The organism is Brasilonema sennae CENA114 (genome assembly GCF_006968745.1).
GTDB classification, from domain to species: Bacteria; Cyanobacteriota; Cyanobacteriia; order Cyanobacteriales; family Nostocaceae; genus Brasilonema; species Brasilonema sennae.
Window position 1 is genome coordinate 4,239,066 of record NZ_CP030118.1, and the last position, 22,397, is coordinate 4,261,462.

22 protein-coding genes and 4 pseudogenes are annotated in these 22,397 nt (G+C 41.1%); 19 read left to right on the forward strand and 7 right to left on the reverse strand.

Annotated elements, in window-relative coordinates:
* Nucleotides 1-705, forward strand: coding sequence for a haloacid dehalogenase type II (locus DP114_RS18035; RefSeq protein ID WP_171976737.1), 705 nt, complete (start codon nt 1-3; stop codon nt 703-705).
* Nucleotides 706-1,077: 372 nt separating this feature from the next.
* On the opposite strand, the gene DP114_RS18040 is transcribed toward DP114_RS18035, so the two are convergent.
* From DP114_RS18040 to DP114_RS36075, 3 genes are read right to left on the reverse strand one after another with little or no spacing between them, the layout of a single operon-like run.
* The gene (locus DP114_RS18040) at nt 1,078-1,602 is read right to left on the reverse strand and encodes a GNAT family N-acetyltransferase (RefSeq protein ID WP_171976738.1); all 525 of its coding nucleotides are present in this window, start codon (nt 1,600-1,602) and stop codon (nt 1,078-1,080) included.
* A gap of 34 nt (nt 1,603-1,636) precedes the next feature.
* Nucleotides 1,637-1,786: a hypothetical protein gene (locus DP114_RS18045; RefSeq protein ID WP_171976739.1), complete on the reverse strand. Its 150-nt coding sequence runs from the start codon at nt 1,784-1,786 to the stop codon at nt 1,637-1,639.
* Nucleotides 1,787-1,801: 15 nt separating this feature from the next.
* Nucleotides 1,802-1,960, reverse strand: coding sequence for an element excision factor XisH family protein (locus DP114_RS36075; RefSeq protein WP_318284124.1), 159 nt, complete (start codon nt 1,958-1,960; stop codon nt 1,802-1,804).
* A gap of 54 nt (nt 1,961-2,014) precedes the next feature.
* On the opposite strand from DP114_RS36075, the gene DP114_RS18055 reads away from it, so the two are divergent.
* The 5 genes from DP114_RS18055 (at nt 2,015) to DP114_RS18075 (ending at nt 7,826) form a co-directional block, all read left to right on the forward strand.
* Nucleotides 2,015-3,058: an amino acid ABC transporter substrate-binding protein gene (locus tag DP114_RS18055; RefSeq protein ID WP_171976740.1), complete on the forward strand. Its 1,044-nt coding sequence runs from the start codon at nt 2,015-2,017 to the stop codon at nt 3,056-3,058.
* Nucleotides 3,059-3,181: 123 nt separating this feature from the next.
* Nucleotides 3,182-4,099 carry an amino acid ABC transporter permease gene (locus DP114_RS18060; protein ID WP_169263391.1) on the forward strand — a complete coding sequence of 306 codons (918 nt, stop codon included), beginning with the start codon at nt 3,182-3,184 and terminating at the stop codon, nt 4,097-4,099.
* 10 nt (nt 4,100-4,109) lie between these two features.
* A complete protein-coding gene (locus DP114_RS18065) occupies nt 4,110-5,144 on the forward strand; it encodes an amino acid ABC transporter permease (RefSeq protein WP_171976741.1) in 1,035 nt (344 codons plus the stop codon).
* A 199-nt stretch (nt 5,145-5,343) separates the two neighbouring features.
* On the forward strand, nt 5,344-7,002 hold the full coding sequence (locus DP114_RS18070; RefSeq protein ID WP_246162574.1) for a mechanosensitive ion channel family protein: 1,659 nt from the start codon (nt 5,344-5,346) through the stop codon (nt 7,000-7,002).
* 83 nt (nt 7,003-7,085) lie between these two features.
* Entirely contained in the window at nt 7,086-7,826 is a 741-nt protein-coding gene (locus tag DP114_RS18075; protein ID WP_169263394.1) for an amino acid ABC transporter ATP-binding protein, read from the forward strand.
* Between the two features lie 13 nt (nt 7,827-7,839).
* Here the strand turns inward: DP114_RS18075 and DP114_RS36350 are convergent.
* Nucleotides 7,840-7,944: pseudogene (locus tag DP114_RS36350) on the reverse strand (fatty acid hydroxylase); the annotation flags it as partial.
* Nucleotides 7,945-8,099: 155 nt separating this feature from the next.
* Here DP114_RS36350 and DP114_RS18080 point away from each other — a divergent pair.
* On the forward strand, nt 8,100-8,714 hold the full coding sequence (locus DP114_RS18080; RefSeq protein WP_171976743.1) for a glutathione S-transferase family protein: 615 nt from the start codon (nt 8,100-8,102) through the stop codon (nt 8,712-8,714).
* Between the two features lie 207 nt (nt 8,715-8,921).
* Here the strand turns inward: DP114_RS18080 and DP114_RS18085 are convergent, their stop codons facing one another.
* Nucleotides 8,922-9,428 (reverse strand): sterol desaturase family protein, encoded by a 507-nt coding sequence (locus DP114_RS18085; protein ID WP_171978229.1) that lies wholly within the window; start codon nt 9,426-9,428, stop codon nt 8,922-8,924.
* Between the two features lie 561 nt (nt 9,429-9,989).
* On the opposite strand from DP114_RS18085, the gene DP114_RS18090 reads away from it, so the two are divergent.
* The 7 genes from DP114_RS18090 to DP114_RS18120 all read left to right on the forward strand — a co-directional run bounded on the left by DP114_RS18090 (nt 9,990) and on the right by DP114_RS18120 (nt 15,705).
* Complete coding sequence (locus DP114_RS18090; RefSeq protein WP_171976744.1) at nt 9,990-10,610, forward strand: GDSL-type esterase/lipase family protein; 621 nt, start codon at nt 9,990-9,992, stop codon at nt 10,608-10,610.
* 149 nt (nt 10,611-10,759) lie between these two features.
* Nucleotides 10,760-12,076 (forward strand): amino acid permease, encoded by a 1,317-nt coding sequence (locus DP114_RS18095; RefSeq protein ID WP_171976745.1) that lies wholly within the window; start codon nt 10,760-10,762, stop codon nt 12,074-12,076.
* 440 nt (nt 12,077-12,516) lie between these two features.
* A complete protein-coding gene (locus DP114_RS18100) occupies nt 12,517-12,891 on the forward strand; it encodes a Nif11-like leader peptide family natural product precursor (protein WP_171976746.1) in 375 nt (124 codons plus the stop codon).
* A 228-nt stretch (nt 12,892-13,119) separates the two neighbouring features.
* Nucleotides 13,120-13,521 carry a Nif11-like leader peptide family natural product precursor gene (locus tag DP114_RS18105; RefSeq protein WP_171976747.1) on the forward strand — a complete coding sequence of 134 codons (402 nt, stop codon included), beginning with the start codon at nt 13,120-13,122 and terminating at the stop codon, nt 13,519-13,521.
* 341 nt (nt 13,522-13,862) lie between these two features.
* Entirely contained in the window at nt 13,863-14,180 is a 318-nt protein-coding gene (locus DP114_RS18110) for a Nif11-like leader peptide family natural product precursor (RefSeq protein ID WP_171976748.1), read from the forward strand.
* 92 nt (nt 14,181-14,272) lie between these two features.
* Nucleotides 14,273-15,526 carry a nif11-class peptide radical SAM maturase 3 gene (locus DP114_RS18115; RefSeq protein WP_171976749.1) on the forward strand — a complete coding sequence of 418 codons (1,254 nt, stop codon included), beginning with the start codon at nt 14,273-14,275 and terminating at the stop codon, nt 15,524-15,526.
* A gap of 2 nt (nt 15,527-15,528) precedes the next feature.
* Nucleotides 15,529-15,705 carry a hypothetical protein gene (locus DP114_RS18120; RefSeq protein ID WP_169263401.1) on the forward strand — a complete coding sequence of 59 codons (177 nt, stop codon included), beginning with the start codon at nt 15,529-15,531 and terminating at the stop codon, nt 15,703-15,705.
* 38 nt (nt 15,706-15,743) lie between these two features.
* On the opposite strand, the pseudogene DP114_RS18125 reads toward DP114_RS18120, so the two are convergent.
* A pseudogene (locus tag DP114_RS18125) lies at nt 15,744-16,445 on the reverse strand (amino acid ABC transporter permease); the annotation flags it as partial.
* Nucleotides 16,446-16,848: 403 nt separating this feature from the next.
* On the opposite strand from DP114_RS18125, the pseudogene DP114_RS18130 reads away from it, so the two are divergent.
* Nucleotides 16,849-17,106: pseudogene (locus DP114_RS18130) on the forward strand (DUF389 domain-containing protein); the annotation flags it as partial.
* A gap of 109 nt (nt 17,107-17,215) precedes the next feature.
* Nucleotides 17,216-17,788 carry a DUF3611 family protein gene (locus DP114_RS18135; protein ID WP_169263403.1) on the forward strand — a complete coding sequence of 191 codons (573 nt, stop codon included), beginning with the start codon at nt 17,216-17,218 and terminating at the stop codon, nt 17,786-17,788.
* A gap of 199 nt (nt 17,789-17,987) precedes the next feature.
* On the opposite strand, the pseudogene DP114_RS18140 reads toward DP114_RS18135, so the two are convergent.
* A pseudogene (locus tag DP114_RS18140) lies at nt 17,988-18,818 on the reverse strand (basic amino acid ABC transporter substrate-binding protein); the annotation flags it as partial.
* A 193-nt stretch (nt 18,819-19,011) separates the two neighbouring features.
* Here DP114_RS18140 and DP114_RS18145 point away from each other — a divergent pair.
* The 3 genes from DP114_RS18145 to DP114_RS18155 all read left to right on the forward strand — a co-directional run bounded on the left by DP114_RS18145 (nt 19,012) and on the right by DP114_RS18155 (nt 22,278).
* On the forward strand, nt 19,012-19,785 hold the full coding sequence (locus DP114_RS18145) for an amino acid ABC transporter ATP-binding protein (RefSeq protein WP_169263404.1): 774 nt from the start codon (nt 19,012-19,014) through the stop codon (nt 19,783-19,785).
* A gap of 237 nt (nt 19,786-20,022) precedes the next feature.
* Entirely contained in the window at nt 20,023-20,580 is a 558-nt protein-coding gene (locus DP114_RS18150; protein ID WP_169263405.1) for an alpha/beta hydrolase, read from the forward strand.
* A gap of 525 nt (nt 20,581-21,105) precedes the next feature.
* Nucleotides 21,106-22,278: a GNAT family N-acetyltransferase gene (locus DP114_RS18155; RefSeq protein ID WP_171976750.1), complete on the forward strand. Its 1,173-nt coding sequence runs from the start codon at nt 21,106-21,108 to the stop codon at nt 22,276-22,278.
* The last annotated feature ends 119 nt before the right edge of the window (nt 22,279-22,397 follow it).

Here is a 22,397-nt window from a genome sequence, read left to right on the forward strand (position 1 = left end):
ATGATTAACCTGAATCAATATGAAGTCTTGACCTTTGACTGCTATGGAACTTTGATTGATTGGGAAAAAGGTGTACTGGAGGCGTTGCAACCAGTTTTGCAGTCTCATCATATTCAATTGAGTGAGAACGAAATCCTTGAGTGGTTCGCTCGTTTTGAATCTAGTCTTGAGCAGGGAGAGTACCGTAATTACAAAGATGTTCTCAAGGGGGTTGTGCAAAAGTTTGGAGAACAATTTGGATTTACGCCTTCTTCTGGGGAGTTAAATGCACTTGCTGATTCTGTCAAGGATTGGCAACCTTTTGCTGATACTGTTGAAGCTCTTAAGACATTGAAACGGCGATTGAAGCTGGCAATTATTTCTAATGTTGACGATGACCTATTTGCGTTCAGTGCAAAACATCTGCAAGTTAAGTTTGATGAGGTTGTGACTGCACAGCAAGTGAAAAGCTATAAACCTTCTGTGCAAAATTTTCACGTGGCGATCGCCCGTCTCGCAGAAATCGGCATTCCCTCTGAAAAAATCCTGCACGTCGCTTGTAGTGTTTACCACGACATTGTTCCGGCAAATTCCCTTGGGTTATCGACAGTTTGGGTAAATCGTAGATTAGGGCAAGAAGGTTCGGGAGCTGCTTTACCTGCTCAAGGTAAACCAGATTTGGAAGTACCAGATTTGAAAAGTCTGGCTGCAAAAATCAATTTTTGAAGTACCATCATTGGTTTCACGTGTTCGCGTTCGTCTAGAGTGAATATTAGACGAATGCGTCTCCTCAGATCTTGCACTAGAATTCTCGTCCGCCAAGAAATAAATTTCTTGGCTCAAAGTTCAAGTCCGTTAAAACGGACTGGGTAAATCTTTGAGTCCGTTTTAACGGACTTTGGCTATGAGCCTTGAACTGAAGTTCAAGGCGTACTAAAGTCGAGGTGCAAGATCTGAGCCAACCACGGGCGCGATTAACGCTCCCGCAAAATATGAAACAAGCACATTCAGTAAAAAATTATGAAAAAGAGCGTTTATCAATGTTCATAATGTTTTTTTTAGCGTTTACGACGTTAGTTTTAGTTTAGAACATGTCGTTTATTTATAAATCCTGTATTCAACCTCATCGAGAAGATTACCGCTCTTGTTAGTCTGTTGAAACTCGCGAAATACTTTACCCCCACAACTTTCCGCAATTTTCCGACTGGGAATATTTCTTTTATCAACAGGATAGGAAAGATATTTGTACTCCAAATTCTTATCCACCCAGTCTTTCAATGCATAAATTGCCTCTCTACCAAAACTATTACCGTGAACTGATTTTTTTATCCAAATTCCTAACTCCGGTATATCAGTTTCAATAGCACCAACCTCGCAAATTCCTAAAAACTCCAAAGTATCCTTCTTGAGAATTACCAACACTAGGTCAGTTTTCTTTTCTCGTTGTTGAATCATACCTTTGATGACCTTCTCGGTTTCACTGATATTGTCAGCTGGTTTCGGATACATAAAGGTGGTAATTTCGCTTGTGAATTCCCGAAACACATCTTCTGTGTATTCCAGCGAAATCGCTTGGAGAATTAGTCTTGTACTCTCTAAACTTACTTTTTCTAAGCTTTCCATAAGTTGCGATTTTTGGTTTCTTACTTTGGTTCATCTATAGCAGTCCTAAATCATTTTTGTGAAAGTGCCTGCGCTTGCGCATAAGCTTCTTTTTCTTTTCTTGGCGCTCTTGGCGACGCCAGTCGCCTAGGTCGGGAAACCCTCCTGCAGCGCTGGCTCGTCTTGGCGGTTCGTTAATTTTCACAACTCAGTAGGATTGCTATATATTAATGCTTAAATCATCTGATGCGGTAATGTTCCAACTTTCTTTTTCCAGAGCGTTTCTCACCGCATAATGGTAAATATCTTTAGCTGGCATAGAGAGCGTACATAGCTTGCCATAACATTTCCAGTATAAACAGCTCACCTCTGCAACCATTTAGGAAACAATAAAGTATCTTAGTCTTTATTGAGCAGAGGAGAAAATTGGTAAATGTTGAAGCTCAAACGGGGGTTATCACTGCTAGCTACTTTACCCCTAGTCTTTTCACTGAGTGCTTGTGCTGGACAAATAGGAGGAAGTGGTGGAAGTCTGTTGGATACAATCAAAAGCCGTGGTAAGCTCATCTGTGGTGTCAGCGGACAATTGCCAGGATTTAGCTATGTTAAGTCTAACGGTGAATATGCAGGGCTGGATGTGGATGTTTGTCGGGCGATCGCCGCAGCAATTTTTAATGACCCCAACAAAGTAGACTTCCGCAACTTAAACTCCAAAGAACGTTTTACAGCCTTGCAAACGGGCGAAGTAGATATCCTCAGCCGAAATACCACTTGGAGTATGAGCCGAGACACCTCTATAGGTATAAAATTTACTGCCGTGGTATTTTACGACGGTCAAGGCATAATGGTGAAAAAAAATAGTGGTATTCAGAAGCTAGAAGACCTCAAGGGCAAATCCATCTGTATCGGGACAGGAACCACCAACGAGCAAAACCTGACAGACCAAATGCGGCAACGCGGTGTTAACTACAAGCCTTTGGTCTTTGAAGATGCTAACACGGTTTTTGCCACCTACGAGCAAGGTCGCTGCGAAGGCGTCACTGCAGATCGTTCTCAACTCGTTTCCCGTCGCACCACCCTATCTAAACCGGATGATCATGTTGTTTTAGAGACTGTGCTGTCAAAAGAACCTCTTACACCTGCTGTAGTCAATGGAGATTCCAAATGGTTTGATATGGTGAGATGGACAATTTTTGCTCTTATCAATGCAGAAGAACTCGGAGTCAACTCCCAAAATGTTGGTCAATTAGCCAACAGTAATAACCCAGAAGTGAAGCGCTTGCTAGGTACAGAAGGTAACCTTGGTAAAGGCATGGGTTTAACAAACGACTTCGTAGTTCATATTATCAAAAACGTAGGCAACTATGGTGAAATTTACGAGCGGAATTTAGGGAAAAACTCTGAATTAAAACTGGAACGTGGTCCAAACAAACTTTGGAATCAAGGTGGTATTCTTTACGCTCCACCCTTCCGATAAATCAGTTATCAGTTATCAGTTACAACATAAAATACGGATCTGTTTCTTTTGTTAACTGTTTACTGTTCACTGTTCACTGACTCCGCTGTTCCCTGTTCACTGTTCATTGTTCACTGTTTTACTATGACTCCAATTTGGCGCAACCGAAAGTTTTTTCCTATTCTCGGTCAGGTAATAGCCGCGTTCATAGTTGCCATAATCGTGATGATACTATGGCACAACCTAATATATAATCTCCACCGGCTAGGTCTCCAGTTAGGATTTGATTTTTTACAATTCCAAGCATCCTTCGATATTGGCGAAACCCCCATTCCCTATAAATCTTCTGACTCCTACAGCCGTGCTTTATTAGTTGGACTAGTCAACTCATTGCGAGTTATAGTTTTTGGTATTATTTTGGCAACAATTATTGGTATTACTGTGGGAGTGGGGCGGCTATCGGATAATTGGTTAGTACGTCAGCTAGCTCTAGTGTATGTCGAAATCTTACGCAATACACCTTTACTTCTGCAATTGTTCTTTTGGTACTTTGCGGTTTTCCTCACTTTGCCAAAAACAGAAAATCAAATTTCCCTACTTGGGTTTATAAATATTAATAATCGAGGAGTTACCCTTCCTTTTGGAATAGAACTTTCTTCTGAATTATCAACACTCATTTTAGGACTAACACTATACACTGGTGCCTTCATCGCCGAAATTGTGAGAGCGGGAATTTTATCAGTTCCTAAAGGACAATGGGAAGCTGCACGAGCATTAGGTTTTAAGCCGAATCTCATGTTACGGCTAGTGATTTTTCCCCAAGCTTTGCGGCTGATTATTCCACCATTAACCAGTCAGTATCTTAATTTAGCGAAGAATTCTAGTTTAGCAATTGCGATCGGCTATCCTGATATTTACTTTGTCGCCTCCACAACTTTTAACCAAACAGGTCGATCTGTAGAAGTTATTCTGTTAATTATGGTTACCTATCTGACCATTAGCCTGATCATCTCTTCAGGGATGAATTTGTTAAACCGTAGCGTGCAACTCAAGGAAAGATGAGTTTTTTAAAATGAGTTCTTTTAAAAGTCAAAAACCCACTATCTTACAATGGCTACAGAAAAATCTATTTAATAACTGGTACAACAGTATTCTCACTGTTGTCTGTTTATGGTTGCTTTTTTTTGGTATCAAAGGTATTCTGACTTGGGTATTGACTCAAGCAAAATGGCAAGTTATCACAGCTAACTTATCTTTATTTTTTGTTGGTCGTTTCCCACAACAACTTTACTGGCGGTTGTGGCTAGCACTCTTTATTATCCTCGGTCTTTTTGGTTTGTCATGGGGAACTTTTACGAAACGCTTACCCCGTCAAATGAACAGTTGGTTACCCTTTGGGTGGGCGCTTTCTTTTCCAATTATCCTATGGCTAATTGGGGGAGGCTTTGGACTGCAACCAGTAGAAAGCAATTTGTGGAATGGTTTGTTGCTGACTTTGGTGATGGCGGTAATTAGTATTGTTCTCTCTTTTCCTTTGGGTGTTTTATTAGCATTAGGGCGTCAGAGTCAGCTACCTGTTGTGCGTTGGTTTAGTATCCTCTACATTGAAATTATCCGAGGACTGCCACTGATTGGAGTTTTGTTCTTTGCTCAAGTGATGTTATCCTTGTTCCTACCAGTAGAATACCGTTTAGACAGAGTCCTAAGGGGAATTGCTGGTTTAATTTTCTTTAGTGCTGCTTATTTAGCAGAAAATGTACGTGGTGGTCTTCAATCAATTCCACGCGGACAAATTGAAGCTGCTAAAGTACTAGGGTTGAATGCTCCTTTAACAGTTTTACTCATTGTTCTTCCCCAAGCGCTACGTGCTGTTATTCCAGCCCTTGTTGGTCAATTTATTGGTTTGTTTAAAGATACTTCTTTGTTATCAATTGTTGGATTATTGGAATTAACAGGAATTTCTCGTGCTATCCTGGCTCAACCTCAATTTATTGCCCGCTATGCAGAAGTCTATTTATTCATTGCATTTATTTATTGGGTCTTTTGCTATTCCATGTCGCTAGCTTCTCGACGCTTAGAAAAGGAATTGGGTGTGGGTCAAAGGTAATAGAAAAATGAGGTATATGACTATAATTTTGAAGCTTATAATTAACCATATCGAGTTCAAACAATGATATAAAAGGAAAAGAAACACAATTCCTCTTCTGTTGTGTTCACTGTTTCCTGTATTCTTGAGAGTACTATTACTTTAAAAACAAACTCTAAACTTTTTATAAAAAATGAGACTTAGCTTGAAAAAGCAGTTAATGGAATTCATTTCCTTAGTCCTGGCAGTATTTGTGACGATTACAGCAGTACCCTTTGCTTATTCTCAAACAAATGCTACAAATGGTAATCCAGTTGATGGAATTCCTGTCGTTGTGGGGGATGATCAAATTTTTGTAATCCAGGCACGAATTGGATCATTCTCAGTAGCAGAGCGCTCGCAAGCAGTCAACACTAGACTCCAAGCCCTAGCTGAGGATGTATCTATTCCAGTTACGGCGCTGAAGACTCAGGAAGAAGAAAATAGTGTCAATATATTAGCAGGAGAAAAAGTACTTTTTACAGTTACAGAGGCAGATGCTAAAGCCGCAGGCAAACTTAGACAAGAACTTGCGCGTGAGTATACTAGCAAGATTCAAACTGTGATTAAAAAATATAGACAAGAACATAGCTTAAAGTACATCTTGTTTGGAGTTTTTTACAGCGTCATTGCCACGATTACTTTATTAATTCTATTTAAATTACTTAATCAGGGCTTCGCACGAATTTTTGCCAGACTTAATCATCATGAACAAACAGTTCCAGCGATGAGAATCGACAATTTTGAGTTGCTATCTGAAGCTCAGGTTGCCTCTCTACTGACTCGCTTCGCTGAGTTAGTTCGCCTAGCTCTCTGGCTGTGTATTCTAGCAGTTTATTTCACCCTTGTTATCAGCTTCTTCCCTTGGACAAGGGGATTGGAAGGCGTCATAGTTAACAACCTGGTTGTTGCTGTTAAGAGTGCGTGGGAGGGTTTTTTAGCCTATCTCCCAAAATTGTTGATGATTGCTGTGATTATCGTTGTTACTTACTATATCCTTCGCTTTACCCGGCTGGTTCTCAAAGCCTTAGGCAGGGATAGGACTTTCCCCTGGTTTTATCCAGAGTGGGCAGAACCCACCTACAAGTTAGCAACATTTTTAATTATCGCTTTGGCAGCAGTGGTGGTGTTTCCTTATCTACCTGGAGCAAAATCTCCTGCATTTCAAGGTATTTCTATTTTTCTGGGGCTTTTGTTGTCACTTGGTTCTTCCGCTGCGGTTGCAAACATTGTTGCTGGCGTAATTCTCATTTACACGCGATCGTTTCAGGTTGGTAATCGCGTCAAAATTGGCGATGCTATTGGAGATGTTGCAGAAAAGACACTTCTGGTAACGCGGATTCGTACTGTCAAGAATGTGGTAATCACAATTCCCAATTCAACAGTTCTCAATAGCCAGGTGACTAACTATAGCGCCTTAGTTCAAGACTCCGACACACCGCTTGTTTTGCACACAAAATTAACACTGCGTTATGACATACCCTGGCGAAAAGTCCACGAAGTCTTAATTAACGCAGCTCTTGCCACTCAACACATCTTGAAAGATCCTACACCGTTCGTGTTACAAACCAGTTTAGATGATTTCTATGTTAGCTATGAGTTGAATGCCCACACTAAAAAACCCCACATCATGGCAAGAATCTACTCAGAATTGCATCAGAACATCCAAGACAAGTGTAACGAAGCAGGCATTGAAATCCTCTCGCCTCAATACTATGCGATCCGGGATGGCAATCAGATCACCATTCCGGAAAACTATCTTTCTCAAGACTACACAGCACCCGGTTTTAAAATTTCTTCTCCAAGTAATGGCTTCAATCAACCCGACTCACAGAAGTGATCGTCGGCTCAAATCTCATGAGTCATAATAAAAGTGAGAAAATGGAGTAGAACTTTTAACTAATAACTCATGAAAAAATAATTATGAACCAACAAAAGCCTATTATTATTGCCCAAGATATCCACAAGTGGTATGGTAAGTTTCACGTTCTCCAAGGGGTTAGCTTAACTGTTAATCGTGGAGAAGTCGTAGTACTGATGGGACCTTCTGGTTCGGGAAAATCGACTTTTATTCGCACCTTTAATGCTTTAGAAGAATATCAACAGGGACGAATTGAAATTGATGGAATTGACCTTACGAATGACCTACGAAATATTGAGGCAATTCGGCGAGAAGTCGGGATGGTGTTTCAACAGTTCAACTTGTTTCCTCATTTGACAGTATTGCAAAATATCACTTTGGCACCAACTTGGGTGCGCAAGTGGACCAAAGTCAAAGCAGAAGAAACGGCGATGCAGTTGCTAGAACGAGTCGGAATTTTGGAACAAGCACAGAAATATCCAGGACAGTTGTCAGGTGGACAGCAGCAACGAGTAGCTATTGCAAGAGCATTAGCTATGCAGCCTAAAGTTATGCTTTTTGATGAACCCACTTCCGCTTTAGATCCGGAGATGGTGCGGGAGGTTTTGGACGTTATCAAAACCCTTGCTGCTGATGGTATGACAATGGTTGTTGTCACCCATGAAGTTGGATTTGCTCGCGAAGCTGCTGACCGCGTGATCTTAATGGATAGCGGTACGATTGTAGAGGAAGCCACACCAAGTATTTTCTTTCAAAGTCCCAAGCACGATCGCACTCGCAAATTCCTATCTCAAATTCTTTAACAAAACCTCAATATCATTGAAACACAAGTAAGTGCGAGAAACGTAGTCTTAACAGACGTAACAAACGCAACCAGCTTTTTGCTGGCTGTTCAAAAAATGTGAAAATATCGCCGTAACCCTGCTGGAGCATCGCCTTCATGATGTTCTCAGTAATCTCACGTTATAGTGTGTTATTTATTTGTTGATTTTATATAACTTTATTCTTGAAGCTCTTTTCTATGCTGCTTGAATGTAAATTGATATTAGACACAAATTCGAGCAAAAAGAAATCTTATGAAGAGAACATTATATTATCATCAGCAATCACATTTTTCTCGAAAGATCCGAATATTGTTGGCAGAGAAAAATTTGATATGTGAACTAATTGAAATTAATTTAGTTAATAAACCCCCTGAATTTATCAAAATTTATCCCATTGCTAAAGTACCTGTTTTTGTGGATGAAGATGGCACAGCTATTTGGGACTCAACACTAATTGCAGAGTATCTAGACGAAACCTATCCACAACCAAATTTTTATCCAAGCGCTCCTCGTCAAAAACTTGAGTGTCGTAAATGGGAAGAACTGGCAGATACTTTAGGTGAGAATGTTATCAATCTGTGGGTATTAAACTTGACGGGCGATATAGCTCCTACTTATTATCGGACAAAATATGAAACATTAATTAATCGCCTTTTACCAATTTTTGAAGAACAACTGCGAACTGCTAAATATTTGTTAGGCGGCGAAAGTTGGACTGTAGCAGACGTAGCAGCGTTATGTTCTCTAGGTTACTACAGCCTGCGCTTAAATGAGGATTGGCTTCTTGAGTACCCTCATTTGAGAGAATGGTTTGAGAGATTACACGAGCGTGAGTCAGTCAAGTCAACTATTCCTAGAAAAACTTGAGGTGCTCGCAACTTAAATGCAGACAATGCAAAAAGAATAAAGATGGAATTTCGATTGAGTTAAGTAAGTCGGTACAAATAAACCGAACTCTGTAACAGAATGTAAAATGCACGAAATCCTTGCGATTGCTGAGTCCCAAGGGGACACGCTGCGCTTATCTGCGCACTCGCAAATTCCTATCTCAAATTCTCTAATAAAACCTCAATATCATTGAGATACAAGCGAGTGCGAGAAACGCAACCTCAACAGACGTAACAAACGCAACCAGCCTTTAGCTGGCTGTTCAAAAAATGTGAAAATATCGCCATAACCCTGGTTAGTTTTTTGGTGATGTTCCCAATGTCTTTCTGGAGTCGTGATAAACAGAATTCGGCATAAAATCTCTACTAACTTTGGAGTTTGCCAACCCAAGGTAGTCGTGTGTCTCCACCATACATGAAACTGACCAAACAGCAGCCCACACACAACACCAATCGGGGAAAAAGACCATAGAACTGCTGCTACGAGTAAGTAAGGTAAAGCACCCAAAATACCATCCAGAAGAACTTGGGAATTAAAAGTTAGGATGGCATAATGGCGAAAACTCTTTTTGTAGGAGTGGTGAGTTCGTAAGTGAAGGATACCAAAAACGTGTTCAGGTACGTGATAGCAAAAAGTAGAAAGGAAGTCACCAATAATAAGGAGTATCCAAGTACACGCGATCGCCTTAAACATTAATTTCATCCTCAAATGTTTAGTAATAACCACCACACAAAAAATCTAAATTTTCTGCTGTCAGTATTTCCATGGACATATCCTGATTGACGAAAAACAAAATATACAAAAAATCAGTACCGTGAAGTACCTTGCAAGGATTCTCGCTCTCGACTGGAATTCTCAGGTTTTGTTGATTTTGTTTTGAATGACAGTTTTAGACTGACTTGTTTTGTGGAATATTTATTGATGATTTTGCATATTGCTAAAAATCTATCGATTTTCCGTATTTTATCACAGTTATATTAAATCCGCTATCATAACCCTCTCTTAACCCTTGCATAGTGCGGCTATACGAGATTAGTCAGCGTATGCGCGAAGGAAGCGCACACTGACTAGTGAAAAAAGTGGGCATGACTCAGATTTAGTATTATTCCTTAGATAGAGTAAGGTACTAAGAGCAAAAGTTAAGTTAAAATTTGCACAAATTTCGGTTAAAATTTCCTCGTGGATATAAGCAAAAGCCTAACGGAGGTCGCCTACCTTTGGCTTACGCTCCAAAGATGGAATTTCGATTGAGTTATGTCAAAATATCGACCACAAATCAGGATTTGCTTCCTTGGTGAATCATTTGTCAACGGTACTGGTGATCCTGAGTTTCTTGGATGGACTGGAAGAATCTGTGTTCATGCTGCGAGAACAGGCTATGATATCACCTTCTATAATTTAGGAGTTAGGCGGGAAACGAGTACACAGCTAAGACAACGTTGGTTAAAAGAAGTTTCTTATCGTTTACCAAAAGAGTATGATGGCAGAGTTGTATTTTCTTTTGGAGTGAATGATACAACACTGATAAATGGTAAACCTCGTGTTGAATTAGCAGATTCAATAGAAAATGTCCGCAGTATTTTGAGTACAGCTAAACAGTTGTATCCTGTTTTAATGGTTGGTCCACCACCATGTGCAGATGAAGAACAGGATGGAAGAGACCACAGAATAGTGAATTTATCTAAACAGTTTGCTGTGGTTTGTGATCAACTCAATATACCTTATCTAGATATTTTTCCTATTTTGCAAAAGTCAAATATTTGGCAAGATGAAGCAAGAAACAATGATGGTGCTCATCCTAGAGCAGGTGGTTATGCAAAATTTGCAGAAATCGTGCAAAGTTGGGACGGTTGGTTAAATTGGTTTGATCTATAAAACATCTCGTCAAACAGCGTAGCCTTTGAAAATAGCAGTGATCACAAGCACCAGGGTGATAAAAATAACTGTTTTTGCTAAAATAATTTACATTATTTTATGTTAAGTTACAAATTGTTTCAGAATGCGCGTATTTTAACAAGACCGATATGAAGGCAGTTCTCAACTCGGATACCTCACAACTCACTCGACTATTTTCTAACCTTGAACTCTATGGAAATAAACTCAATCATCAACCAGGTAGTGTTTTAGGAAGTACTGCACTTGTCGCTGGAACGACAGTTGGTGCTGGTATCCTCGCATTACCTGCGGTAACTCTGCCATCTGGTGTTGTACCATCGACAGTTCTACTTGTTGGTGTTTGGCTCTACACTTTAGTTTCAGGTCTTCTGATTGCAGAGGTAACTTTAAACACGATGCGTCTTGTCGGCAGTTCGGGTTCAGGTTTGTTGGTGATGGTTGAGAGGACGCTTGGGAAGCTGGGTGCGCGCTTTGCTGGTGGTGCGTATCTGTTCTTGCACTATGCCTTGCTTGTTGCTTATGTTAGCCAAGGTGGAAAGATTTTAATATCTGCTGTTGAAAAAGTGTTAGGTGTGCAGAATAATCTGCCTGCTTGGGTGGGGACAACGGCGTTCACTCTGGTATTTGGTGGCATCATGTACCTTGGGCGAGAAAGATTTGTAGAGAAATTAAACAGCGCGTTTGTAGCGATTGTCCTTGTTTCATTTGTTGGACTATTAGTGTTGGCAGGAACGCAGCTTAAGACTTCCTCTTTCTCATTTCAAGATTGGAGTGCGCTTCCTGCAGCCGTTTCAGTGATGTTTGTGGCGCTCTTTTACAGTAACGTTGTGCCAACAGTTGTCACTCAACTCGAAGGTGATGTCCGTAAAATACGTCAGTCCATCTTCATTGGTTCTGCGATTCCCTTAATCATGTTCTTGGCTTGGAATGCCGTGATTTTGGGAAGCGTCAGCACTGATATGCTACAAGGCACTTCTGGTGGCGGAACTGTTTTTGATCCACTGCAAATTCTGCGTGATGGTGGTGCAGGAGAATGGTTAGGAGTGTTAGTGTCCGTTTTCTCTGAGTTTGCAATTGTCACATCATTTATTGGATTTGTGTATGGCTTGCTGGATTTGTTCAAAGATATTTCAGCATCTAATGAGCCTGCTAAACGTCTACCGCTTTTTTCACTGATTCTTTTTCCGCCTATGAGTCTTGGGGCGCTTAATCCTAGCATCTTCTTGGCTGCTCTAGACTATGCTGGAACGTTCAGTATTTCAGTTTTAGGTGGAATTATTCCGGCATTGATGACTTGGAAGCAACGTCAAGAGCAGGAACAATCAAATAGCATGAGTCAACCGCTTGTTCCTGGTGGTAAAGTGACGCTGATTGCAATGATTGGCGTTGCGTTGGTTGTGATCGGGAAACAAGTGGTGTTAATGTGGGGTTCGTTTGGACACTAATTGTTTGGACTGCTTCCCGAACTCTCGTCCCTATGTCCTATGGAACAGGCTGCGCTCAGCACGTTCTATCAAGCCTGGTATGTAACATTTTGCTTGATATTAGCATCTTTGCAGTAGACAAAAATTGAAAAATCATTAAGACATGTTGAATGGAAACTGTCTGGGTGAGAAGATTACTCAGTCAGTAATTCTATTGCTCCAGTACTTTCTATAACTAATAAAGAAAAATTGATGCAGTAGTAAAACTGACGACTGTTTAAGCAAAACTACTAGTGCAGTACGGCAGAAATATCTGTTGAGTTTTTGAAAGCTCAAAACCAGATGTTATGAGTGTAACTCTGTTTTGCCTGATGGCACTAGTTGAGATGGGTAAAATGTGTCAGGCTGCGCCCGCATTTTACCCATCTCAAGCTGTAATTTAAGTAATCCCAGGAGAAATTATGTCTCTAGAAGACGTCAAAGCATTCTACCAAAGACTAGGAACTGACGAAGCTTTTCGTACCCAAATTCAAGGGGTTGATAGTAAGGATCAATGTAGCCAAACAGTCAAAAGTGCTGGCTATGACTTCACCCAAGAAGAATTGCAAGAATATACAGCCGAACTGTTAGAGTTAGCTGCTGATGAGGATGGTCTGGCTGATTTAGATGAAAAAGAATTGGCAACTGTTTTTGGTGGAATTGTTGCGCAGCCGCTGTATGGAATCATTTATGAACCACCCATTAAGTGGCCACCCATTAAGTGGCCCATTAAGTTGCCACCCATTAAGCCACCCATTGTTCAGCCTTTATATGGAGTTGTCCTATCGCAAGAATAACTCTAAGGAACTTGAGCAATAAGCTTAAGTTTTTTGGGACGGATGCAGGTAAGTCCGTCCCTATTTGAAGAAATGTGTTGAGTTTTTGAAAGCTCAAAACTAGATGTTATCAGCTTAGCCCTCCGGGTTCGGGGGTTCGCAATCGACGGGAACCGCCAAGACTGCGACCCCCTCACTCTGTTTTGCTTGATGGCACTAGCTAAAATTTAAGTAATCCCAGGAGAAATTATGTCTTTAGAAGACGTCAAAGCATTCTACCAAAGACTAGGAACTGACGAAGCTTTTCGTACCCAAATTCAAGGGGTTAATAGTAAGGATCAATGTAGCCAAACGGTCAAAAGTGCTGGCTATGATTTCACCCAAGAAGAATTGCAAGAATATACAGCCGAACTGTTAGAGTTAGCTGCTGATGAGGACGAACTGGCAGATTTAGACGAAAAAGAATTGGCAACTGTTTTTGGTGGATTTATTGCACAGCCGCTGTATGGAGTCATTTATGAACCACCCATTGGTCGGCCACCCATTAAGCCACCCATTAAGTGGCCACCCATTAAGCCACCCATTGCTCAGCCTTTATATGGAGTTGTTCAGCCTTTATATGGAGTTATAAGGCCAGCAGATGAAATTTAAGTAAGTTTGAGCAATAAGCTTGTGTTTTTTGGGACGGATGCAGTTAAGTCCGTCCCTATCTGAATAAATTAGCTGAGGGTATTTCAATGACCTAGCATTTGGCTTGATATTAGCTTATTGGCAGGAGGCATTGAATCTAAACTGTCTAGGTGAGAAAATTATTAACAATGTTATACTGCTTACATGTTTTCACTTAAGCAGTAGAAAACAATTGATGCCGTCGTAAAACTGACGGCTGGTTAAGCAAAACTATTAGTGCAGCACGGCAGAATGCTGAAATATTTATTGCAGCATGGTTGCGTAATCGCACTAGTTGTATTTAACTCATCCTAAGAGGAATTATGTCTCTAGAAAACGTCAAAGCATTTTACGAAAGACTAGGAACTGACGAAGCTTTTCGTACCCAAGTTCAAGGAGCTAACACTAAGGATGAATGTAGCCAAACGGTTAAAAGTGCTGGCTATGATTTCACCCAAGAAGAGTTGAAAGAATATACAGCCGAACTGTTGGAGTTAAGTGCTGATGAGGACGAACTGGCAGAGTTAGACGAAAAAGAATTGGTAACTATTTTTGGTGGGATTGCTGCGCGATCTGAGCTATGGCTGCGCACTCCTGTTATTCGGCCTCTATATGGAGTTGTGGTACGGCTAGAAGAATAATTTCAAGGAAGTTTAAGTAATAAGCTTAAGTTTCTTGGGACGGACGCAAGTAAGTCCGTCCCTATCTGAATAAATTAGCTGAGGATATTTCAATGACCTATCGCAGAATCAGTTATGCGGTTTGGGAAATAACGCTGAAGTGCAATTTAGCTTGTCAGCACTGCGGTTCTCGTGCTGGGCACACAAGGGCGAAAGAACTTTCGACAGAAGAAGCCCTTGATTTAGTCAAACAAATGGCGGAAGTCGGGATTACAGAAGTCACCATAATTGGGGGTGAGGCTTTTCTCCGTCCTGATTGGTTGGAAATTGCCTCTGCGATTACCAATGCTGGAATGCGTTGTGGGATGACGACTGGTGGTTATGGTATCACCTTGGATACAGCACGCCGGATGAAAGAAGCTGGAATTAGTGTAGTGTCTGTTTCGGTTGATGGCTTAGAAGCGACTCACGATCGCCTCAGGGGTAGAAAAGGCTCTTGGGAATGGGCGTTTAAGACCATGAGCCATCTTAAGGAAGCTGGTATTATCTTTGGCTGCAACACTCAAATCAATCGCCTATCTGCACCGGAATTTCCCCAAATCTACGAGCGTATCCGTGATGCTGGCATTTTTGCTTGGCAGATTCAGTTAACAGTGCCAATGGGAAATGCAGCGGATAATAGTGATATTCTACTGCAACCATATGAACTGCTAGATGTCTATCCAATGATAGCTCGTGTTGCTCAACGCGCCCAGGAAGAAGGAGTGCAGGTGCAGCCAGGCAACAATATCGGCTATTACGGTCCCTACGAACGACTGCTGCGGGGAGGACATGCTTGGGCTTTCTGGCAGGGATGCAACGCCGGACTGGCTACTTTGGGCATTGAAGCCGATGGTGCAATCAAAGGTTGTCCTTCACTGCCGACTTCCGCATACACCGGAGGTAACATCCGCGACCACTCACTGCGAACAATCATTGAAGAGGCAGAGGAATTACGATTTAATCTCGGAGCTGATACTCCTAAAGGGACAGATCATCTTTGGGGTTTCTGCAAGACTTGTGAATTTGCTCAACTCTGTCGTGGTGGTTGCTCTTGGACTGCTCATGTTTTCTTTGACAAAAGAGGTAATAATCCTTACTGTCATCACCGTGCTTTAACGCAAGCAAAACGCGGTGTTCGCGAGCGAGTGTTTCTCCAACATAAGGCGCAGGGAAACCCGTTTGATAATGGCGAGTTTGCTCTGGTTGAGGAAGCTATTGATGCTCCTTTGCCAGTCAATGATCCACTTCAGTTTAGTGGCGATCGCATTCAATGGTCACAAAGTTGGCAACAAGAATTATCACTTCCTTCATTAACAACTCATTAATCATGTCTGAAGAAAATACAACTATTACTGACTCCCAAACTCAGGTAGACTCTCAAGCACCCCTGTTACCTCGTTTGGCTTGGAGTAATCAGATAGCTTATTTGCGAGTTGTTTTAAAAGCGAAGAGGGCTTTAGACAGAATAGAAAAGGAAGCAGGTTTAAATGTGTTGGAAAGTTAAAAACCAGAGGCGACTGTCAAAAATAGCCCAAATATAACTTATGGTGAACTCAATCTTTTTTGGCTTGCTTTCTTACGCTTGATTGGGTTCATCCAAACTTCTAGACGAGAGAAAAATTGGGATGCTGCTAAGGTGAGAACCAGATAAACCAAAGCAACTGCAGTGTAAATCTCGAAAGAACGATAAGTGTCAGCTACAATTAATTGACCGCGTCGAAATAATTCTTCAAAGCCGATAACTGCTACCAGACTGGTATCTTTAAGCAAGGTAATAAATTCATTTCCTAGTGGTGGAATCATGCGGCGCAACGCTTGGGGAAAGATGATGTAGCGCATGGTTTGCACTTGACTCATACCCAGCGAGTTTGCGGCTTCTGCTTGTCCTGGTTCAATAGATTGAATTCCAGCACGAACAATTTCACCTATATATGCAGCAGAGTTGAGACTCAAAGCAACCACAGCAGCAAGTAAACGGTCAAAACGCAGAGGTATGCCAATGCTTTGAGCCAGTGCTGGCAAACCAAAGTAAATCATAAAAATCTGCACAAGCAAAGGCGTACCACGAAAAAAATCAACATAAGCGCGAGTTATCCAGCGCAAGGGTACAAGGGGCGAAAGTCGGGCAATTCCGATCAACGAACCGCCAATCATACCAAAAACAACTGAAAGCGCGGTAATCTCAAGTGTGACGACAGCACCAACAAGTAAATTTGGTAGGGCGTTGAGAATGATAGTTAAACTTTGAATCATTGTTAAGTAAGTTGGTACAACAATACCTTCGCCAATTACGAAGGGTGGACACAGGGTTCAGCTTTATGGATGCAACCCAAACAAGATATCTTGTGGAAAATCTGGGCCAATAAAATTGGCGATTGTTTTTGTGTAAGCAATTTTATCGTCTCATGCACATATTTATGATCGCGACAATATGCCTTAAGGTCAACAATGCCGTAATCCGGATTGTCGTGACGAAACTGGGCTAGCAATTGATGGAAATCGCATCTTAACCTTAGTGCCATTCGGCTTAATCCCAAGTTTTCAGGTTGTGAGGATAAAGCAAGAATAATACTTAAGGGAGAGAATAACTTAAAAGATAATCGCTTAATTGTTGGTAATAGGCTTTTAATTATGGAAGGAGAGGATTTTGCACAGGAATCTTCACAACCGTTTTAGTAATCTTAGCAGGAGAAAACCCGAACCAGAAAAGCTAGAGGAAATGCAACTTGGGCTACTAGAAGAATCAACCCTAGATATTAACTATCTTGTGTTGATTGTCGGCTCCTGCGCCATTGCCACCTTTGGACTACTCTCCAATAGTGCGGCTGTGATTATAGGTGCCATGATTGTTGCTCCCCTAATGTTACCTATTAGGGGGCTGGCATTTGCGGCATTAGCAGGCAACAAGTAGACAATTTTTCACTACTTAAGGCGCTATGTCAAGCCCAAAATTACCGAAGTAAGACTATTTTCAAAAATCAAAAGATAGTTTATCAGGCTTAAGGAGAACGAATATGTCAAATGACTTAAATTCCTACTTACCTACACCGAGTAAACAACGATTTGCAGCCACCTTCGGCGTAGTAAGACCGATTAGCTTCTGGGTACAGTTAGCACTAGGCGCTGTTTCTGGCTTGGCTTTGGCGTTGGCTATATTTAGCCGTAATTCCACTGTCCAAACAACGACGAATTCGGTCATGGGGTTTGGAGTCTTTTTGGGTATTATTGGAATTTTAGTGCTGTGTTTCAGGGTCTATTGGGTCAACCGCTACAGGCGTTTAGACAAACTTTTACAGTCGCCTAATCGTGAATTACATCCAAGGAAAGAGGACGTAATTCAAGTATTACAAATTGGATTAATCGTTAGTTTGATAGGGCTATTGTTAGCTTTTTTAGCATCTGAAGTGACCGTTATTGCTGTATTATCGAAATCTCTAGCTCTGCCTCAAGGAGTAGCAGTCTATAGACCGGAAAATGTCATTCGTTCCCTAGATCTTTTTGTAGTTTTGGCAAACGTCAATCTGATTGGCGCTCACCTTGTAGGAGGCGCTACTTCACTTGGGCTGGTTAACTGGTTAGATCAATAAAAAATAGCACTAAGCAGTCAGTTTAACATAGCTGACCGCTTTTTCTTTTCTGGGACATTTCCACTTCTTTGATAGTGTAACTTTTTTTGTGCGTAAATCTGAAAGTTAACTCATCAGGACTGTCATTAATCATTAGTCATTAGTCACTAGTTAGGAATTTTCACCTCCCTCTGTGTGTCCCTCCCTCCTTCCCTCAAGAAGTAGAAGCTGGCGCAGTCTCTGGTAGTTGCGGAGGTTCTGTATTGAACCACTTCTTGTAAATTTGCGCGTAAGTACCGTCTGAAATTATCTTTGCAAGAGCTGTGTTGATGGCGTTGAGGTTGGGAGAATTTTTTGGCAAGGCAATACCATAGTATTCTTCGGTGAGCAGTTGACCAACTACCTTTAGACCTTTGATGTTACCACTCTTGATCGCTTCTATTGTCACAGGAGCATCGTTGATGACAGCATCTACATTACCATTTGCCAATTCTTGCAAGGCTAAAGGGGCAGAGTCGAATTCCCGAACTTGAGCACCAGAGATGCTTTTGGCTTTTTTAGATCCGGTTGTGCCAATTTGGACAGCAATTTTCTTGCCTTTGAGACTATCTAGGTTGGTGATAGTTGTGTTGTCTTGGCGGATTGCGATCGCCAACCCTGCTCTAAAATAAGGTCGAGAAAAAGACACTGCTTGGGCGCGTTCTGGGGTGATAGTAATTGAACTGATAGCAGCATCAATAGTATTTGCTTGAAGTCCTGGTATTATACCATCAAAAGGTAGACTTTGGAACTCAATCGTTAATCCAGCTGCTTGTCCCGCTGCTTTGATCAGATCAATATCAAAGCCTACGAGTTCATTGCCCGAACCTTTGGACTCAAACGGCGGAAAAGCAGGTTCTGTAGCAACTTTAATTGTTTTTCCTGCTGTAGCTGTTTGTGAATTACCCTTAGAAGTACTGCTAGTATTGCTACCTGAATTTTCACAAGCTGACAAAATCGCAGCCGTACCTAAACCAGTTAAGAAATATTTTATGAAATGCGATCGCCCCATAAGAGCCGGTGCTTTGCGCGATAGCTTAGCTGCTGCGCTCCGCGCAGATCGCGTCACTTTTGGCTGGAACATGGTTTTTTGCCAAATAAATTATTGATAACAGAAATTATATGTTCTAAAAATCAAATTTTAAGGTATTACAGAAGCGAGCAATGAGTTCTTATAATAATTTGTAGTGCAACAGATATCGAAAATGGACAACTCCTCCTCTGCAATTGTCTTTGAAAATATTGAAAAGAGTTATGGTTCCCTAAAAGTTCTCAAGGGGATTACTGGCAAGATAGAACGAGGAGAAGTCGTCGCAGTCATTGGTGCTTCTGGTTGTGGCAAAAGTACTTTACTCCGCTGCTTCAACCGTTTGGAAGCGATTGATTCTGGGCGTTTACTAGTCAACAATGTTGATGTATCACAACCGAATTTTAGCAACAGGCAACTACGGCAACTGCGAACACAAGTCGGCATGGTTTTCCAGCAGTTTAACCTGTTTCCTCATTTAAGCGTACTAGAAAATCTGACACTTGCGCCGCGTCAAGTGCTGGGGAAATCAGCGAAAGAAAGTGCACAATTGGCAGGACTTTATCTCGAAAAAGTTGGACTTTTTGACAAAGCATCTGCATATCCAGAACAACTTTCAGGAGGACAAAAGCAACGAGTCGCTATTGCCCGCAGTTTGTGTATGAATCCCCAAGTTATGCTTTTTGATGAACCAACCAGCGCCTTAGATCCGGAACTTGTGGGTGAAGTGTTGCAAGTCATGCAACAATTAGCAGCAGAGGGTATGACGATGGTCGTTGTCACTCATGAAATGCAATTTGCCCGTGAGGTGGCGCATCGAGTTATCTTTTTGGATCAAGGTGTTGTGGTAGAACAAGGATCGCCTCACCAAGTTCTCTCTCATCCAGAAAGCGATCGCTTACGTACTTTTCTAAGTCGTCTGAATGCCAAAGAATTGGATGTTACAGGTTAAAAGAAACTTATACCAATTCCATATGAAAAGGTATCAGTTGGTAGAGCATGTATAACTTTTGGGAGATGTTTTATCAAACAGCATCTCTTAACTTGAAAACATAAAAGGATATAGAAGAATTACAAATTAACATCTGGTTAAAAAGTGAAAAATTATTGAACCGTTTATTAGTCATATTTTGTAACATTAAATATTTATCAAATAAATTTTATTTAAGAGAGAATAAAGAATCCAATAATGAAATACCTTGTTTCTATATTAAAAAGCACTTTTCCTTTACTCACATTTGTTAGTGGTGTCTTTTATATTAACAGTGCGATCGCGGCTGAAACTGTTGTTTTTAAGTATGGTATATTTCGTGAAACAGTACCAGTAAGTGAACTAACAGCCTTAGCTGAAACTGGAGAGCTTTCGCAAAAGCTAAGGTTCTTCTTTAATCAAGCCGATCAAGACCCTCAACCAGTTCGCAATACCTTAACACGAGAAGTTAATGCTAACCCAGTGACGTTGGATCGTGTACTGAATAATCGTATTGGTATATTTTTATTAGACCAGATTAGTCAGACAATTCATACTCCCTCAGGGAACGCAGACAGACAAGCTTTGCGATCATCTTTAGTACTGTCAGCTAGTAAAGACAAAAAAGTGTCATTGATTGAAATCATTCAAAATTACCCAACCACAGAAGTTCACATTGAGGGTAAACGTCTTGTGCGCACATATGAGCAACTCAATCTTCTTGCACAATGGTTACAAAATGTACTCTATAATAATGTACGCCAATCTTTCAAATAAGTATGTAGCTGTTCTATATAAGTTCTAAATTGATTCAACAATACTATTTTACTAATACTTATAACAAACGTTTTCTATGACTTTTCTTATTGAGAGATCATAGATATTATTAGTTGCAAATATTAAGAAAGACATTATCGAATAGGGTGTAGGGGTCGAATGTATTGGTATTCAAACCCCAACCAATCGTAAACACCACCCGTTGACCTTTTTTGAATTTGAGCCCGAAGGGCAAGTGACGGTGGGGTTTTAGACCCCATTGCTCCTAGGTGTGGAGTGTACAAAACATCAAATATTCCCCCACACCTGACACCCTACACCCCACACCCAGAGGAGCGAAGCGATGATAAAAGTTATATGATATTACCTTATGCCTAAAACAATAAAACTATAATAATCTATTTATTGAATTGGTATTAAAGCCAAAAAACTTCCTTTATTTAGGTAAACCTTTTGGGTGAGGCGTTAACACGACTCTTAAGTGTAGTATAATTGTAGTTTTTTCGTCTTAGGAGGTGTACAATTATGATGCCAAAATTTGAATACAGCCAACTTATCAAAGAGGACATTCAGCGGCTGGGGAATATTCTTGAGCAGTGTTTTCTGATGTCGCCAGGTGGGAGCGAAATTTTCTTCAACTCCATTGGTTTAGAAAACTTCCGTGTTATTCGTGTAGGTGAAGAAGTTGCTGGTGGACTAGGGATTATCCTGATGCCTCAGTGGTGGGGTGGTGAACGTGTACCTATGGCGGGAATAGCTGCAGTAGGTATTGCTCCGGAACATCGTGGAGGTGGAGTAGCATTAGCTATGATGCAGCACACTGTTAAAGAACTCCACGCCAAGGGAGTACCCATCTCCACTCTCTATCCAGCGACTCAACGTGTATACCGAAAAGCAGGGTATGAACAGGGGGGTATCTCTTCTATTTGGGAAGTTCCTACTCAAAGCATTTTAGTGAAGGAACAGTCACTACCAATTGGTGCTGTTGTAGGTAATCATGAAATTTTTTATGAACTCTATCAGCAGCAAGCAAAGCTCAACAATGGATTCGTAGAGCGAGATCAAAGTCTCTGGGAGCGTATATTCAAACCAGATGAGAAGGAAGGAATTTACACCTATCTTATTGGTTGTGCAGAACAACCCCAAGGTTACATCATCATCAGTCAGCACCAAGATCAGGATGGCTCTTTTATAAAAGTCAGAGATTTTGTAGTTATGACAACCGCTGCAGCACAAACTTTTTGGAATTTTCTTGCCAAGCATCGCTCTCAAATTCAAAATGTGCGATGGAAAGGTTCTGCTACGGAATCTCTAACTTTACTCTTACCAGAGCAAACCGCCAAGCAAAAATCCACTAGCTATTGGATGCTGCGCGTGATTGATGTCGTCAAAGCGCTAGAAAAGCGTGGTTATCCACCAGGAATTCAAGCAGAACTGCACTTGGAAATCCAAGATGACTTACTCGCTGAAAATAATGGTAAATTTATTCTGTCTGTTGCCAATGGACGCGGTGAAGTTACCAGTGGAGGAAAAGGCGAAATGAAGCTAGATATTAGAGGATTAGCACCTCTCTACACAGGCTTATTTACCCCGCAACAATTGCAACTTGCAGGACAACTTGATGCTACAGAAACAGCAATGTTTGCAGCGACTCAAATATTTTCTGGCGCATCCCCTTGGATGGCTGATTTCTTTTAACAGTTAACAGTTAACAGTTATCAGTTATCAGTAAAGAGTGCTTTTTTGCTTGGGTAACCGTCGATATAACACTCGCAGCAACTGACGCCTGGTACTGATTTAAGGTTTTGTTTTTTGAT